This is a genomic window from Hydrotalea sp. GW822-HT8A01, from assembly GCF_058798575.1.
The window spans coordinates 1,775,004-1,791,227 of the sequence record NZ_CM179506.1 but is presented as its reverse complement, the minus strand read 5'-3'; the positions used below and the strand labels follow the sequence as shown (position 1 = coordinate 1,791,227).

Below are 16,224 nucleotides of genomic sequence, written 5' to 3'. Positions count from 1 at the left end.
ATTATGAAAAATTCATTCATCATTATTGCTTTAATTTTTTCTGCTCAATGTGCTTTTTCGCAAATTATTTCCCCTGCAGAAGATACTGAATTCTGTCCATTACAGGATATTACTTTTACAGTAACACTACCAAGAATTTTAGATAATACTGTTCCATCTGTCGCTTCTTCTACAAATGGCCCAATTGTAATAACCGGAATTTTACCCAGTTCTATTGTTAATACCCCAACACAAACTACATGTACATTTGTTGGTAGATTTCGTGATGTAAACATTAATCAAGTATTTAATGTAAGGTACCAAACTAATCCTGATACCATTAGATCATATTCGTTTTCATTCAAAAAAATAAAGTCATTATTTTACAACATCACACCTTCTACTACTTGTAAGCCATTACAACTCAATATTGCATCGGTTACTGTTCCAAGATGTCAGATTGTTAACATACCCATTAATTTCCAAAATATACAATGGAGTACTTATGGAGAAAACCCGGCATATTGTTTTGGGACTATTACAACATACGAATATTTGCTACCGAAAAACTGGGCAATTGGTAATAGCACTTCAGATGGTACAAGCTGGATTAAAGCAGGAAATAATGTAACGGTTACTTCCGATTTTTCAAATGGAATAAATGGTAGCATCCAAGTTAGACCTTCAAATAATTGTGACATAAATTTAGCAAATGGATATATTCCTGCCCAAATTAGTATTTCCCGCCCTGCTCCTACTTTAAGCATAACAGGTAATTCATTTAACTTATGTAATGCTACCAGTGGTGCATATACCATTAATGGAATACCGCCCGGTGCCACTGTACTTTGGCAAGTAGACAATATTACCCTTGCACAAATTAATGGCCCTACTAATACCAACACCGTTAATGTTACCGCCAATAGCAATGGCTTTAATGGTGATGTGGTTTTAACTGCTACCGTTCAACAATGCACTTTTACTTATACGGTTACAGCTACCATTACCATTGGTACAGGTACCCCACCTACTATTACCAATTTAAATTATGATAACAGGTGCGGCTCTTTTGCAGAAGCTTATTGTAATAACCCACCTAACTCTACCGGTTTTATCTGGAGTTTTAACTTTGGTCAAGTAATACAAAATAATCCCGGTTATTATGGTAACTATTTTAAAATACAACCCATACCGAACCAAAGTACACCGGGTAATACCTATTATGATTATTTAAGTGTGCAGGCTACCAATAATTGTGGCGTATCGGCAGCAAGTGCTACTTCTTCTTTTACGGTTGGGCCTATTGCTTCCAACTGCGGCAGTGGCGGTGGTGGTAAAGGATATTTAAGTACAGGCCCGGTTATTGGTCAACCCCTTGCAGAAAACAATATTACCCTGCACAAAAATGTGCGAGTGTTTCCTAATCCTGTTAAGGCTTCTCTCTCTATTCAACTGCCCGATAGTATTCACTTATCGAACACCTTTATTACCATTACCAATTTAGATGGCAGGCGGATAATTACCCTGCATCCCAATAGCCTTAGCCCGCTTATTTCCACTACACATTGGGCGGCAGGTATGTACCTTGTTACCATTTATGAGGGTACTAAAAAAATAGCTGTACAGCAAGTACTGAAATATAAATAAATGTATAAAGCAGATTTACAATTCTTTGCAATAAAATGCGGAATTGTTTAAACAGAAAAGACGCCACGTGTAAAAACGTTGGCCTCTTTTTTAAGTAGCGAGGATGGAAATTGAACTTAATTTATAATAGCCACTTTTATTTTCACTTTAACTTCATTGTATGCACTTCAACAAACCAATATTTCTACTCTTAACATTTATCGCTCAGTATTATACTCAAGTTAATACATTATCATAATAGGTGATTTCACTACGTAGAAATACGTTATTTTAAATGAAAATTTTCGTATATTTTTATAGCGTAACATTTTTACTGTTATGCATACCCTGTTTACCAATATTCCTGCCATACCTCGCAGCCCGCCGGTGCTGCACCCCCTTTTGTATAAATAACAACGAATCACTATTCATTTTTTTCACCAAAATCATTACTTTTTATGAAACTTTTTTTCAGCTTTTTATTACTACTCTGTTGCACCCTAACCGCACATGCCCAATTAGAACAAGGCACCTGGCTGGTAGGGGGTAGCGGGAGTTATAGTCATTCTAAAAACGATAATAATACATTATTTACTACTATACATGCCAACCCAAGAATTGGTTATTTTATTGCAGACAAATTATCAACAGGTGTACAAGCCATGTATACCTATCAAGCAAATGATAATGGTTATAATGGAGGCGGCATCTATAGCCATAGCTTATTGATGGGCATTTTTGCAAGATATTATATATTAAAAACAGAACAAATATTTAATGTACTAACTGAAGTAAGCTATAACTATGGTTATTCCGGCATTGATGGCTATTACACTATTATGAGTAGTGGTAAACATGGCTATGCATCCATAGCTGTTGGCCCTACACTATTTGTAAACAGTGCTATAGGCTTAGAAAGCACGATTTCCTATTTGTATGGCAATTCACAAAACCAAAATTGGCAACTTAATTTGGGCATTAATGTTTATTTATTCAAATAATTTTAAATTATTACAATATGAAACACTCAAAATTTTTATTGTTAACAGTTTGTGTTTGTTTTATACTAAGCAATGCAAAATCACAAACAAATACATTTAGTATTAATTATCAGAATATCAGTAGTTTAAGTACCGCCGTGTGCAATGCTTTAAATAATAGCACCCCACCTAAAATTGGAGGTTTTTATCACTACCCCATAAGTGGCGGTGTTAACTATGATGGTACAGAGTTAATTTTAAATACGCAATACAGCTCCACTTCAAGCGCTAATTTGGGTACCGCTTATGCCATTAATTTTCCTTTTAAAGCAGGTTATTTGTATCGGTTTTCTATCAACGCAAAAGGAGTTGTTGGTAGTAATTCCAATAACTATCCAACCATTTTTACAACGCTTTCTGATCAAATACCTGATCCTAATACTACTAATAACAATCCAACCGCCTGTAATGCAGTGCCACAAACCAATTGGGGGTTTTTATTGGGTTATCCGGTATTGTATTTTTTCCAAACAATTAATGCATTCACTACCTATAACAGCCCGGGAACCTATACTGCACCTGCTACCAAAACACCTAAATATTTGTTTATTTTAGCATATGGGGGGATACCTCAGCTAATCAGGTTCAAATTAAAAGTGTAACCATTACTGAAACGCCTCCTACCGCTTTTAACTTAACTGCTTCCAGCACTTCCATTCCTTGCGGCAATACACAACCCATTACATTTACTATTACTGGAACCGGCGTTCCACAAGGGGCCTCCTTAACTTATAATTTCAATGTAGGCTCGGGAAACAATGGCTGGTTATATAATGGTACTAATGCGCCATCTAACATTCCCTCTTCTACTAACACCCTCTCACTCACACCGGTTTGTGGCAGCGCATTGAGCAATATTAGTGCAACAGTATCATTAAATGGTACCAATTATAATACTAATTCAGTAGCGGTTTCCATCACACAACCCAATTTATCTATTAACGGGGTTAGTAGTTTTTGTAGTGGTAGTAATAACTATTTTATCAATAATTTACCCTGTAATGCAACGGTGATTTGGTCTGTTGCTCCTTATGGCATTGCCAACCTTGCTACTAATGGCAATACAGCTACACTTAGCCAAATCGGCAATGGGGATGTTATTTTGCAAGCTGCTGTTAATAATGTATGTGGACAAAACTATCCTTCCATTCCACAAACCATTCATATTGGAACGCCTAACCCACCTACTATTACCAACTTAAATTATGATAATACCTGTGGCACGTTTGTGGAAGCTTATTGCGATATTCCGACTAATGTCACCGGGTTTATCTGGAATTTTAATTATGGGCAGGTTGTACAAAATAATCCCGGCACATCCGGCAACTATTTTTTATTAAAACCTTTAGGACAAAATAAAGCTGGTTTTACCTATTATGATTATTTAAGTGTACAGGCCACCAATAATTGCGGGGTATCAGCAGCCAGTGCTACCTCTTCTTTTACTGTTGGGCCTATAGCAGCTAACTGCGGCAGTGGGGGTGGCAAAGGATATTTAAGTACAGGCCCGGTTATTGGTCAACCTCTTGCAGAAACCAAGGCTTATACCAACAACAATGTGCGAGTGTTTCCTAATCCCCTTAGGGCTTCACTCACTATTCAACTACCCGATACCACTGATTTAGCTAATGCCTTTATTACCATTACTAATTTAGATGGCAGGTTAATACATTCCCTACGCCCCAATACCCTTCAACCAATAATTAATACTACACACTGGGCCGCAGGTACTTATCTGGTTATTTTATATGAAGGCAATAAGAAAAGAACCGTGCAACAAATTATTAAATATTAATCCCCTGCAAAATAGCAAAGAGGACGGCAATAACAACACCGGCCTCTTTTTTTGTAGCGAGGATGGGAATTGAACCCATCACCTCAGGGTTATGAATCCTGCGCTCTAACCAACTGAGCTACCTCGCCATTTCGGGCTGCAAATATAGTATATAGAATGGTTTGGCAAAGTTTAGTAAGCTAAAAGTTTCGCTATTCGTTTTTCTATTTCTGTAATTGCCGGTAACATGGCAGCTTCTAATGCTACATGAATGGGTACAGCAGGGGTATTTAACGCACCCATTACTTCAACCGGGGCATCTAAAAACTGGTAACAACAATGGGAAATTCTGTATGCTAATGCTTCTGCAAATGAATTATTTTGTTGTTCTTCCGTAAGAACCAATACTTTTCCATGGCGGGTAACGGTTTCTTTAATGCAAGTTTCATCTAATGGAAACAGGGTGCGCAAATCAACAATTTCAACCTGACCGGGAAATGGATGTGCTGCCTGCTTGGCCCAATATACACCCATGCCATACGTAATAATGCAAATGGAAGTGCCTTGCTTAATGTGCTGTGGGGAAGCTTCTAAAATCCTTGCAGCTTTACCCAATGGCAAAATGTAATCGGCAGCCGGTTCGGGCATTTTGGCACCATCAGTACCGGGCACTTTGCTCCAATACAACCCTTTATGTTCTAACATAATTACGGGATTGGGGTCGTAAAAAGCAGCTTTCATTAATCCCTTCATGTCTGCTGCATTAGAGGGATATACTACTTTTATTCCCTTGATAGACAATAGCGTACTTTCAATACTGCCGCTGTGATAGGGGCCACCACCCCCATAAGCACCAGTGGGTATGCGCAACACCATTTGTACCGGGAATTTGCCATTACTGAGGTAGCAGGATTTGGCAATTTCAGTAACCAACTGATTAAAGCCCGGATAAATATAATCGGCAAATTGCACCTCTACAATTGGTTTTAAACCGGCAGCCGACATGCCCGCTGTAGAACCCACAATATAAGCCTCCTGAATGGCCGTATTAAATACCCGATTATCGCCAAATTTTTCGGCTAAAGTAGCTGCTTCTCTAAACACACCTCCCAAACGCCTGCCTACATCCTGCCCGTACAATAAGGCCTCAGGGTGGGCAGCTAAAATTTCTTCAATGGCATGTAAGGCCGCATCTACCATCAACACTTTTTCAGCCGTTTTGGGGCTTCGATCTCCCTTTTCTTCAGTAATAGCAGCAGGTGCAAATACATGTTCGGTTACTGTGGCCGTATTCGGTTCAGGAGCGGCCACTGCTTTTTCAAATGCCCCATCTGCCATTTGCCGGGCAGTAGCTTCTATTTCCAGAATAATTGTTTCGGTAATACCCGCTTCCAGTAAAGTTTGCCGCAGCTGCGGAATGGGATCATTTTCACTATGCTGTTGCAGATTTTCTTTACTACGATAAAATTCACGCCGCACCCCGCTAGTGTGGTGTCCTAATAAAGGTACAGTGGCATGTACCAAAACGGGTTTACGCTCGGTTCTGGCATAAGCAAATGCCTGTTGCATGGTTTGGTAACTTTGCACAAACTGGGCACCGTTACATTGCAGTTTATGCAATCCTTTAAATCCATCGGCATACTCAAAAGCATTCATGGCACGCACTTCGGTTGTGGCAGCGCTAATGCTCCAGCCGTTATCCTGCACCAAATAAATAATGGGTAATTGTTTTAAAACGGCAAATTGCCAGGCTTCACTTACTTCACCTTCGGTAACGCTACCATCGCCCAACGAACACAATACTACCGGCAATGGGTTAAGGTTTTGGGGCAATAAACCTTGTTGTAATTGGTATTGAATGGCTTGTGCAATGCCGGTAGCCGGAATGGCCTGCATGCCGGTAGCACTGCTTTGGTGCATTATTTTGGGTTTATCGGCATCGCGGCTGTTGGGATGGCAGTAATAAGAACGCCCACCCGAAAATGGGTCGGTGGCTTTGGCCAATAATTGTAACATCAATTGTTCAGGTTCAAACCCTGCTGCCATCATTAAACTATCATCTCTATAATAGGGACTGAGCCAATCGGTATGTAATAATTGTAATCCGGCGGCTATCTGAATGGCTTCATGGCCTGCTGAGGTAGAATGTACATATTTGGTAATGGTTCGGTTTTCTTCGTAAAGGGCTGCCATGGAGCGGGCGGTAAACATGATGCGATAAGCACGCAAAAGCAAATCAGTCGTTAGCATATTTTTCCTACCGTTACCAGCAGTAGCGGTAATTATTTAATGGTTAATTCAAACATTTTTTCTTTACCCAGAAATCCGGTTAATTCATCGCCCACCACACATTCACCCACACCGGCAGGGGTACCGGTAAAAATTAAATCGCCAATATTGAGTGAAAAATAATTGGAAATATGTGCAATTAGATAATCTACCGAATAAATCATTTGTGAAGTATTGCCCAATTGAACCTGTTCATTGTTTTTGAAGAGCGAAAATTCAATCGATTTCTTCATCATATCTTTTTCAACAGGCATCCATTTGCCCACTACGGCCGATTGATCCCAAGCCTTAGCCTTCTCCCAGGGCAGACCTTTTTTCTTTAATTCATTTTGAATATCACGGGCTGTAAAATCAATACCAACAGTTATTTTATTGTAAAAATGCTGTGCATCTTTTTGTTTAACATATTTACCGTTTTTACAGATTTGGAAAACTAATTCGGCTTCGTAATGTAATTCGTTGGTAAATTCAGGATAATAAAAAGGAACATTGGTTTTTTGTAAAGCCGATTTAGGCTTCATGAAAATAACCGGCTCTTCCGGAATGGCATTTCCCAATTCTTTTGCGTGTTCTGCATAATTTCTTCCAACACAAAAAATTTTCATACTCCTGTTAATTTAGGGTTACTATGTAATATACCCTTTGCCACTTATCTAATCAATATCGCGAATTTACTTAAATCGAAGTAAAGTTTTTCATATTGGCTCAAAAATGATAAGATTAGGGGATAAACTTATAGCTGTTAGCCATATTCATTGTTTTTTCTATACCCACAGCAGCGAATTGTTCAATGATATCTACACATTTTTCAATTTTTTGCCGAACGATGGGTTGTTCATTGGGGAGCCATTTGCTTAAAACAAATTCGGCCTGCATGCCTTTGGGATAGTTATTGCCAATACCAAAGCGTAATTTGGGGTATTGGTCGGTACCAATTGTTAATTGAATATCTTTTAACCCGTTATGGCCGGCCGGGCTACCGGAAGCACGTAAACGGAGTACTTCTATGGGCAAAGCCAGATCATCTACAATGGTTAAGGTTTGTTCTAAGGGTATGGCTGTTTTATCGAGCCAGTATTTAAAGGCTTTTCCACTTAAATTCATAAACGTGGTGGGTTTAATACAAATAAACTGATGCCCTTTCCATTTTACTTCGGCCTTAAAAGCCAGGCGGTCGGGCATAAAAAAGCCACCATGTTTTAATACAAAAGCATCCACCACATCAAAGCCAATATTGTGGCGGGTATGCATGTATTCCGGACCTATATTCCCCAATCCTACAATTAAATATTTTTTCATGTAAGTATTCATTTAGCAATGACCTAACTGAAATATAGTACCACAAGGTTATAAGCAAAAACAGTTATACAAAAGCATTTATGGCTGTAAATATATTGAGAGCGTGGCTAATTTGAGGTCAAAAAAAATCCCCCGGCAAACACCGGAGGATATATTTGGGTTGAATTTGAACCTTATTTCTTGGCAGGAGCTGCTGCTTCTTCCTGTTTTAACTGGCGTGTCATAACAACAGATGCAATAGGAATACGTGGAGAGTTTAAAATTTCCATGTGCTCCGCCTTTACATCTTCAACGCGGATATTACCGTTTAGTTCCAGATTGCTAATATCTACTTCAATAAATTCACGCAGGTATTTAGGTAAAGTTTTTACTTTCAATGCCTTCATTTTAATCACTAATTTCCCTCCACCTTTTACACCGATAGAAGTACCGGTAAAATGAAGGGGTAAGGTTGCAATTACTTTTTTGTTATCCTGCAGTTCTAATAAATCAATATGATCCAATGAATCATTCACCCTGTCAAACTGCAAATCTTTTAAAATACAACGGTAGGTTTTACCGTCAACTTTAACTTCAGCAATCTGAAATTCTGCTGTGTACACCAGATCTTTAAAGGCCTTTACAGGCGCAGCAAAATTAATTTCTTTTTCGCCACCGTAAATTACACCTGGCACCATTTCCTGAGAGCGAATTTGTCGGGTGGCTTTTTTCCCGGTTTCGGTCCTCAGTTGTCCATCGATTGTAATCGTTTTCATTGTTGTTTTTGTTTTAATAACTACTTACTTTTTTTTATTGGGTATTGTAGTTATTGTGAGATAATTTTTTGGATGGCAAAGGTAAGGGAATGCACCTAAAAAAAGCACCAGCCAATAAAATTTATCGTTTACCGGTGCTTTCTATATTTTTCTGGCACTTAAATAGTCTTTAAACTCTGGTATTTCTTAGTTGCGAATGAATGAAAAGGCTGGTAATGCTTTTGTTTTCGTAAGCATTTCTAATAGCAATGGCAAATAAATCGGCTACAGAAAGTACTTTTATTTTTTTGGTATTGGGATTAGCTAAAGGAATGGTATCGCAAACCACCAATTCTTCCAGTTCACTGTTTTCAATATTTTGGTAGGCATTACCACTTAAAACCGGATGGGTACATAAGGCACGCACACTGGTAGCGCCTTTTTCTTTAAGCAGGGCAGCGGCTTTTGCTAATGTACTGCCTGTATCGCAAATATCATCAATTAAAATAATATCTTTTCCGGTAACATCGCCAATTACTACCATGCTGGCAATTTCGTTGGCACGTTTTCGGTGTTTATCGCAAATAACCATTTCTGCATTAAAATAACTGGCAATTTCGCGAACGCGGTTACTACTGCCCACATCGGGCGATGCGAAGGTGAGGTTGTCTAATTTCAATTGTTCTATGTATGGAATAAAAATAGCGGAACTGTCTAAATGATCTACCGGTATTTCAAAGAAAGCCTGAATTTGCGGTGCATGTAAATCCATGGTAATAATACGGTTGGCACCGGCTGCTTCTAACAAACTGGCTACTAATTTGCTGCCAATGGCCACCCTTGGGCGGTCTTTTCGATCCTGGCGGGCATAACCATAATAGGGAATAACGGCAATAATTTTATAGGCGCTGGCTCTTTTGGCCGCATCAATCATCAATAACAATTCCATTAAATTATCAGCCGGGGCAAAAGTGCTTTGTACTAAAAAAACATAATCACCACGAATACTTTCTAAAAAAACCGGCTGCATTTCGCCATCGCTGAATTTTTGAATATTTACTTTCCCAAGCGGAGCGCCAAATCGTTGTGCAATTTTTTCTGCTAATTTTTGCGAACCGGCACCGGCAAAAACTTTAACTGAAGGATTCATAATAACTGGAATGAGTTGCGAAGATAACCATTCAACGAGGAAATGAGAAAACAGGATTTCCGCATTTTGTGAACAAAGTTTATTTTTATAATACATAAAAAATCATCTTCATTCATATCAACTGCTTATGGCACAAACCAGTATTAAACAATGGGCTGTAGATGACCGCCCCAGAGAAAAAATGTTATTGAAAGGATGCGGTGCATTAAGTAATGCAGAGCTACTGGCTATTTTAATGAATAATGGAACTGCCAATACATCTGCATTGGAATTAGCCAAAACTTTGTTGCATGCAGTAAACAATAATTTAACCCGATTAGCGGGGATGAGTGTACCTGAAATACTCCAATTAAAAATTAAAGGAATAGGGCCTGCAAAAGCAGTAACCATTGTTGCCGCATTAGAGTTAGGAATTAGAACCCATACTTTTCAACAAAAGAAAGCATGTGTTATTACCAGTAAAGATGCCGCCGATTATTTAAGGGCACAATTGCAACACAAACCAATTGAAATGTTTGTGGCTATTTATTTAAACCGTGCCAACAAAATAATACGGCATGAAGTAATTAGCACCGGAGGCATTACGGGTACAATAGCCGATCCGAGAATTATTTTAAGAAAGGCCTTAGAATGTAATGCCAGTTCAATGATTTTATCGCATAACCACCCCAGTGGTAATTTAAAACCCAGTCCTGCAGACAAAGAACTAACCCAAAAAATAAAGCAGGCTGCTTTATTAATTGACATGGTGGTATTAGACCATATTATTGTAAGCCATGAAGGTTATTTCAGCTTTGCTGATGAGGGACTATTATAATGAAAACACATAATATATTAATATACTATATATTATATGTTCCAAACACCTATTTATGCCTGTGCAGTAGGCCCCCCAAAGTTGAGTGGAATTTCAACCTGTTCCATATCCTGAATAGGGCCATTGGCAGCCTCGTAACGTTGAATATTTTCGGTTAATGCTTTCATGAAACGCTTGGCATGCATGGGTGTTAAAACAATTCTGCTTTTTACTTTACTTTTTGGTGTGCCCGGCATTACATTCACAAAATCTACCACAAACTCAGCATGGCTATGGGTAATGATGGCTAAGTTGGCATATACGCCTTCGGCTACTTCTTCAGAAATTTCAATATTTAACTGGTTATTGGGCACTTGTTGCATGTAATTTAAATTTTGTTCGAAGATAGGGCAAGCTATTCATTCCTAAACATAAAAAAGCGACAGAAATATTGCTCTGCCGCCTTTTAGTTGAAGTATTTAATACACAACAAACAAATGTTTATTGCATCCAGAATAATTTAATGGTAACATCATCGCCACCCATTGCACTTATAGCTGCCGTATAGCTGGGGCCATTGGCTGTTGCTTCATTGGCAGGATAAGTATAACGCCATGGAAATGCAGACTGCGGATTACCCGGAACTGCCATTGCAGGGTAATACAATCTGCGGATGGATGTCCAGGCATCAAAACCTCTCATATAATAAGCAATGTATTGCTGTAATCCAATGGCTTGTTTCCAATGAACAGAAGAAGTATTGGTTCCGGTACTACCAATAGCGCCGGCACCCAATCCGCCCGGTGCTGTAGCATAAGCAACGGAAGGCTGTGCCAAATAAGTAGCAGCATCGGCTGCAGAACCACCCCATGCTTCAATAGAAGCGGTAACACCATTGTTATAAAAAGTTGCAGCACTGCCTGCAATAAAATTTCTTTCAACAGCCTCTGCATGCAGGAAAGAAATTTCTGCATAATCTAATAATACAGAGGGAGCAGCAGGATCTACAATTGTGCCGGTTAAAGGGCTGAAATAGGGATTGGAAAAGTTGTTCCATGTATTGGTTACACCAACGGTACCGCCTACATCACTACCACTATACTGGTTGGTATAATAGGCAGAACGGCGAGGGTCATTTAATGCCACCATTGGGCTCAGTAACGTTTTGGTAATCACATAATCCTTTCTGTTGCTTTGTATCAGGTTTACCCAAACCGGATTCGCATTGGGTGTAATACCAGTATATACAAATACTGCATTATCGGCATTAGATTGGAATACACCGCCGGCAATGGCTTCATTTACTTTGGTTTTAGCCGTTGCAGGGTCAGAATCTGCAATCAGCATCGCCATTTTTAATTTTAGAGAGTTGGCAAAGGTTTTCCATTTAGCCACATTGCCACCATATATTAAATCGGCAGTACCAAAACTAGGTGCACTGGTATTTAATCCATTAATACAGGTATCCAACCTTTTTAATAAATCGTAATAAACGGTTTTAGCATCATCATAAGCCGGGAAAGGATATTTGTTGATATTATTGGCCTGTGTGTAAGGTATATTACCAAATGTATTTACCAAATAATAATACGTATACACTTCCATAATGTCGGTAATTTCCAGCTCGTTTTTAACAACAGCCGGATCAGTAACATCAGTAGGAATTAACAGTTTGGCTTGTTGAAAATTATTCAATGCACCTACATACAGGTTATTCCAAAAGTTTTGTGGAATATTTCTGTTTCCCAAATTGTAGTTACTCTCATCGGTATAAGTAGCTTCTGTCCAGTATTGAGCTACCAATTGAAAAATATTCGAGTTTACATTAGGTGTAGTAATGTAATCCACCAAATTTTTCTGTCCGTTGGTAAACAACGCATAAGAAGGAGCAGAAGAGGGATTCTTGGTATCGATATTCAGATTGATCATGTTTTTTTGACAGGATGCCAACGCAAATACCGATAGGACGCTATAAAATATTAATTTTTTCATAATACCTGATTTTAGAATTTGAATTTAACATTGAAGCCGATATTGCGTACAGCAGGATATGAACCACTCTGATAGCCTTGTGCATTGCCTGCACCCAAACCATCTTCAGGATCGGCATAAGGAACATTTTTGCTGATAATCCATAAATTTCTTCCCACAATAGCAAAATCAATTCCTTTAATGGGCTTCATTTTTTCAACAGCTTTTTGAGGTAATGAATAAGAAATATTCAGTTCTCTTAATTTAACAAAGCTGGCATCATAAACAAAGGCTCTGGCAGGATTTCGGTAGTATCCATATAATCCATACCCATTTCCACTATTATCAACCCTTTTTGTATTGGGTTTACCATCGGCAGTTACTCCTTTTAAAATAATACCACCACCGTTGGCTAAGGAATTACGGGAAGGATTACCCAAATCGTTTAAGCCTGCAGTTATATCATAGAGGCCGGTTGCAAAACCATAATAGGTATCTAATGAGAATACACTACCCCCTTGGCGCATATCAATCAGGAAACTTAAGGTAAATGATTTGTAATGGAAGCTGTTGTTGATACCACCGGTCCAATTAGGTGTAGCATTACCAATAATATCAGTTGTTTTATTATCCTTTAAATAATAACCATTGCTACCAACGGTTCTTTGTCCGTTGGTATACACAAAGTCATTTCCCTGAATGGTTCCGAAAGGCTGACCTACGGTTGCATTTACAGAAACTCCGCCCTGATAGGATTGTAATACCTGGTTTTTCTGGTTATTGAAGAGAGACAATACTTTGTTATTGATTTTGCTCCAGTTTACATTGATATCCCATGAAAAATTACGTGTTCTGATGGGGGTACCATTGATGGACAATTCAATACCATTGTTTTGAATGGAACCAAAATTTACATACTGACTCAAATAGCCAGTTGCACCAGAAGTATTAACCTGTGTAATTAAATCGAAGGTTTTAGAAGTGAAATAAGTGAAATCAAAACCTAACCGATTTTTAAAGAACGCCATTTCCAAACCGGTTTCAAAACTTTTGGTTCTTTCCGGTTTTAAATTGGGGTTGTTATTGACTGTAGGTAGCGATACCAATGCATTTCCGTTAAACGGAGAGTTAATAGTGTATGTATTCAATACACTATGATAAGGGGCATCATTACCCACTTCCGCATAGTTTAAACGAACCTTACCAAATGATAACCATGGCGCATTGTCAATCATTTTATAAAATGCCCAGCTACCGGAAATGGCCGGATATGTATAGGCATTGTTACCGGCAGGTAAAGTAGAAGATTGGTCGCGACGAACTGTACCATCTAAAGTCAACATATCTTTATAGGTTAATGTTGCACCGGCAAATACACCCCCTACTTCTTTTTCCAACAATGCCTCTACAGGCGCATTAATAGGGTTTACTGAGTTAGATAAAGCATAGAAGTTCGGCAGATTTAAACCGCCGTTGGTAGATGCAAAAATGCTGGAATAAGTATCCTGCCTTAAGTTGGCACCCACCAATGCCTTAAAGTTAAAGTTGGTAGATAAATCTTTATTGTAAGTAGCTAAGAAATCGTAGTTAATTTCTTTGTAGTTGATGTTGTTTCTGGAATAGAAAGGCACATTTACTGAACCAATGGCATCTCTTTCTTCCTGTAAAGAATTATAAGTATCCATGGAAACCCTGCCCAATAAAGTAATGCTCTTAGAAGGTGTATAGTTGATATAAGCATTACCAAATACACGTTGCCGGCTATCTTGTTCATAATTCTGATAGCGCACAAAGTATACATTATCCCAATATATAGGGTTAGTATTGCCATTTACAGGGTCGGTCATATTCCAGGTAACATTTTTACCACCTGAATTAAAGTAAGCGGCTTTTTGTTGCTTAATATCCACATTCATTTCCCACCACTGTCTAAAATTAGACATGATGTTGTTTGAAGTGTAACCTGTACCATACCTGCCCAACCCACTGATTTCAGAATAGTTGATGGTACCGCCCACGGTTAAATCTTTGGTTAAGTTATGGGTTGCACCAAAATTGAACATGTTTTTGGTAATGTTACTATTGGGCAAAATACCATTATCGCTGGTACGGGTATAGCCTAATTTAAAAGAACCGTTTTCACCACCCCCATCAATATATACACTGGTATTGTAAGATACCGGATTTACAAAAAAGGTAGAAGGGTCATTCTTGGCAGCTACCCATGGTGTTGGTTTACCATAATTCGGATTGCCGGGGTAATTGGCAAATGCATCCCATTGGTATACCAATAAATTGGGATTAAATTTCGCACCATAAGAGGCATCTTCAGTTGTGGGCACGATCAGTTGTGGAGAATTCTGACCAAACTGCGGCAAAGGTGCATATAAAAAGTTCCCATCGGGTGAACCATAACCGTAAGGGTATGCACCACCAATTTCAGGACCTGAACCATAGTTAGCGCCATATTCGTGTTGGTATTTCACAAAAGTGCTTTTATCGTAAGAACCTACATTAACACCCGCATTTACGGTAACACCCAAGCCTCTTTTGGCTTTTTTTGTGGTAATTAAAATAACACCATTGGCTGCTCTGGAGCCATATAAGGCAGAAGCTGCAGCACCTTTTAATACCGAGATAGAGGCAATATCATCGGGGTTTAAATCGGCGGCATTGCTACCGTAATCATAACCACCCCGTCCGGCTCTTTGACCGCCGGAAGCAGAAGATGTATTATCAAAAGGAACACCATCTACGACAAATAAAGCCTGATTAGATTGAGAGATAGATTTAATACCTCTTAACACCACATTGGTAGAGGCACCTAAAGCAGTGGGTTGTGTAATTTGCAAACCGGCAACTTTACCGGATAAGCCATCCACAAAGTTAGAATTACGAGTTTTGCTTACCTCATCGCCGCCTACTTCCTGGGCAGCATAAGGGAGTGCATTTCTACTCCGTCTAATACCCATTGCGGTTACTACTACTTCATCTAATTGAGAACTTTGACGTGCCAATGTAACGGCCACATCGGTTTCATTGCCTAATTTAACTTCTTTTGTTCCAAAATTTACGGCTGAAATGACAAGCACATCGCCTGCTTTGGCTTCAATTTTAAAATTACCCTGCGCATCGGCTGCCGTTGCGGCATTGCCTTTTTTAACGCGGACAGTAGCCCCATCAACAGGCTTTCCGTCACCATCCAAAATGCGTCCTTTTACCAAATGTGTCTGCGCAAACAGAGTTGACACACCCAACAAAAGCACCACAGCTAATGATAGCAATTTTCTCATGTGTTTCGTTTTAATTTTCTAAAATTTGTTAATGACTTGTTATACCCTCAAAAATGCCATTAAGCATTTGTTAAATTATAACAATGGTCAAATATAAGGACAGAATACATTCAAAAATGCTGCAAAGAGAGATTAGAATTTGATTAAAATATTTTTCTACATAGTAATCTGTTTTTCCAAAAAAGTAAATATTTTTTCAACAAATCATTCATTTTCAATTATTTATCAAATTAAATTTTTCAAATTAAATACAAATAAATATTGAAAAAATAA

General features: G+C 38.6%; 13 protein-coding genes and 1 tRNA gene. 5 read left to right on the top strand and 9 right to left on the bottom strand.

What is annotated here, in order from left to right:
• Positions 1–3 precede the first annotated feature (3 nt).
• The 4 genes from AC3QLY_RS07775 (at position 4) to AC3QLY_RS07760 (ending at position 4,440) form a co-directional block, all read left to right on the top strand.
• On the top strand, positions 4–1,626 hold the full coding sequence (locus tag AC3QLY_RS07775) for a T9SS type A sorting domain-containing protein (RefSeq protein WP_492991224.1): 1,623 nt from the start codon (positions 4–6) through the stop codon (positions 1,624–1,626).
• Between the two features lie 437 nt (positions 1,627–2,063).
• Positions 2,064–2,606: a hypothetical protein gene (locus tag AC3QLY_RS07770; protein ID WP_492991222.1), complete on the top strand. Its 543-nt coding sequence runs from the start codon at positions 2,064–2,066 to the stop codon at positions 2,604–2,606.
• Positions 2,607–2,623: 17 nt separating this feature from the next.
• The gene (locus tag AC3QLY_RS07765) at positions 2,624–3,247 is read left to right on the top strand and encodes a hypothetical protein (RefSeq protein WP_492991220.1); all 624 of its coding nucleotides are present in this window, start codon (positions 2,624–2,626) and stop codon (positions 3,245–3,247) included.
• A 245-nt stretch (positions 3,248–3,492) separates the two neighbouring features.
• Positions 3,493–4,440 carry a T9SS type A sorting domain-containing protein gene (locus AC3QLY_RS07760; RefSeq protein WP_492991218.1) on the top strand — a complete coding sequence of 316 codons (948 nt, stop codon included), beginning with the start codon at positions 3,493–3,495 and terminating at the stop codon, positions 4,438–4,440.
• Between the two features lie 54 nt (positions 4,441–4,494).
• On the opposite strand, the gene AC3QLY_RS07755 is transcribed toward AC3QLY_RS07760, so the two are convergent.
• The 6 genes from AC3QLY_RS07755 to AC3QLY_RS07730 form a co-directional block, all read right to left on the bottom strand.
• Positions 4,495–4,568, bottom strand: a tRNA-Met gene (locus AC3QLY_RS07755).
• A gap of 43 nt (positions 4,569–4,611) precedes the next feature.
• Positions 4,612–6,669, bottom strand: a complete 2,058-nt coding sequence (locus tag AC3QLY_RS07750; RefSeq protein ID WP_218330902.1) for an alpha-ketoacid dehydrogenase subunit alpha/beta — start codon at positions 6,667–6,669, stop codon at positions 4,612–4,614.
• A gap of 32 nt (positions 6,670–6,701) precedes the next feature.
• Positions 6,702–7,313, bottom strand: coding sequence for a fumarylacetoacetate hydrolase family protein (locus AC3QLY_RS07745; protein WP_075051643.1), 612 nt, complete (start codon positions 7,311–7,313; stop codon positions 6,702–6,704).
• A 115-nt stretch (positions 7,314–7,428) separates the two neighbouring features.
• Complete coding sequence (gene pth, locus AC3QLY_RS07740) at positions 7,429–8,007, bottom strand: aminoacyl-tRNA hydrolase (RefSeq protein WP_075051654.1); 579 nt, start codon at positions 8,005–8,007, stop codon at positions 7,429–7,431.
• A 173-nt stretch (positions 8,008–8,180) separates the two neighbouring features.
• A complete protein-coding gene (locus tag AC3QLY_RS07735) occupies positions 8,181–8,762 on the bottom strand; it encodes a 50S ribosomal protein L25 (RefSeq protein ID WP_218330903.1) in 582 nt (193 codons plus the stop codon).
• 169 nt (positions 8,763–8,931) lie between these two features.
• The gene (locus AC3QLY_RS07730) at positions 8,932–9,891 is read right to left on the bottom strand and encodes a ribose-phosphate pyrophosphokinase (protein ID WP_218330904.1); all 960 of its coding nucleotides are present in this window, start codon (positions 9,889–9,891) and stop codon (positions 8,932–8,934) included.
• 127 nt (positions 9,892–10,018) lie between these two features.
• Here AC3QLY_RS07730 and radC point away from each other — a divergent pair, with 127 nt between their 5' ends.
• On the top strand, positions 10,019–10,708 hold the full coding sequence (gene radC, locus AC3QLY_RS07725) for a RadC family protein (protein WP_074420094.1): 690 nt from the start codon (positions 10,019–10,021) through the stop codon (positions 10,706–10,708).
• A 53-nt stretch (positions 10,709–10,761) separates the two neighbouring features.
• Here radC and AC3QLY_RS07720 read toward each other — a convergent pair whose 3' ends face one another.
• From AC3QLY_RS07720 to AC3QLY_RS07710, 3 genes are all read right to left on the bottom strand, one after another.
• Positions 10,762–11,070, bottom strand: coding sequence for a DUF3467 domain-containing protein (locus AC3QLY_RS07720; RefSeq protein WP_074420093.1), 309 nt, complete (start codon positions 11,068–11,070; stop codon positions 10,762–10,764).
• A 118-nt stretch (positions 11,071–11,188) separates the two neighbouring features.
• Positions 11,189–12,679, bottom strand: coding sequence for a SusD/RagB family nutrient-binding outer membrane lipoprotein (locus AC3QLY_RS07715; protein ID WP_074420092.1), 1,491 nt, complete (start codon positions 12,677–12,679; stop codon positions 11,189–11,191).
• An 11-nt stretch (positions 12,680–12,690) separates the two neighbouring features.
• A complete protein-coding gene (locus tag AC3QLY_RS07710; protein ID WP_074420091.1) occupies positions 12,691–15,951 on the bottom strand; it encodes a SusC/RagA family TonB-linked outer membrane protein in 3,261 nt (1,086 codons plus the stop codon).
• Positions 15,952–16,224: the final 273 nt, after the last annotated feature.

What these genes read in the sequence shown, in the direction of transcription:
- AC3QLY_RS07715 (WP_074420092.1), bottom strand. Translation starts at nt 12,679, where the DNA reads ATGAAAAAATTAATATTTTATAGCGTCCTATCGGTATTTGCGTTGGCA.
- AC3QLY_RS07735 (WP_218330903.1), bottom strand. Translation starts at nt 8,762, where the DNA reads ATGAAAACGATTACAATCGATGGACAACTGAGGACCGAAACCGGGAAA.
- AC3QLY_RS07730 (WP_218330904.1), bottom strand. Translation starts at nt 9,891, where the DNA reads ATGAATCCTTCAGTTAAAGTTTTTGCCGGTGCCGGTTCGCAAAAATTA.
- AC3QLY_RS07710 (WP_074420091.1), bottom strand. Translation starts at nt 15,951, where the DNA reads ATGAGAAAATTGCTATCATTAGCTGTGGTGCTTTTGTTGGGTGTGTCA.
- AC3QLY_RS07750 (WP_218330902.1), bottom strand. Translation starts at nt 6,669, where the DNA reads ATGCTAACGACTGATTTGCTTTTGCGTGCTTATCGCATCATGTTTACC.
- AC3QLY_RS07745 (WP_075051643.1), bottom strand. Translation starts at nt 7,313, where the DNA reads ATGAAAATTTTTTGTGTTGGAAGAAATTATGCAGAACACGCAAAAGAA.
- radC (WP_074420094.1), top strand. Translation starts at nt 10,019, where the DNA reads ATGGCACAAACCAGTATTAAACAATGGGCTGTAGATGACCGCCCCAGA.
- AC3QLY_RS07720 (WP_074420093.1), bottom strand. Translation starts at nt 11,070, where the DNA reads ATGCAACAAGTGCCCAATAACCAGTTAAATATTGAAATTTCTGAAGAA.
- AC3QLY_RS07765 (WP_492991220.1), top strand. Translation starts at nt 2,624, where the DNA reads ATGAAACACTCAAAATTTTTATTGTTAACAGTTTGTGTTTGTTTTATA.
- pth (WP_075051654.1), bottom strand. Translation starts at nt 8,007, where the DNA reads ATGAAAAAATATTTAATTGTAGGATTGGGGAATATAGGTCCGGAATAC.
- AC3QLY_RS07775 (WP_492991224.1), top strand. Translation starts at nt 4, where the DNA reads ATGAAAAATTCATTCATCATTATTGCTTTAATTTTTTCTGCTCAATGT.
- AC3QLY_RS07770 (WP_492991222.1), top strand. Translation starts at nt 2,064, where the DNA reads ATGAAACTTTTTTTCAGCTTTTTATTACTACTCTGTTGCACCCTAACC.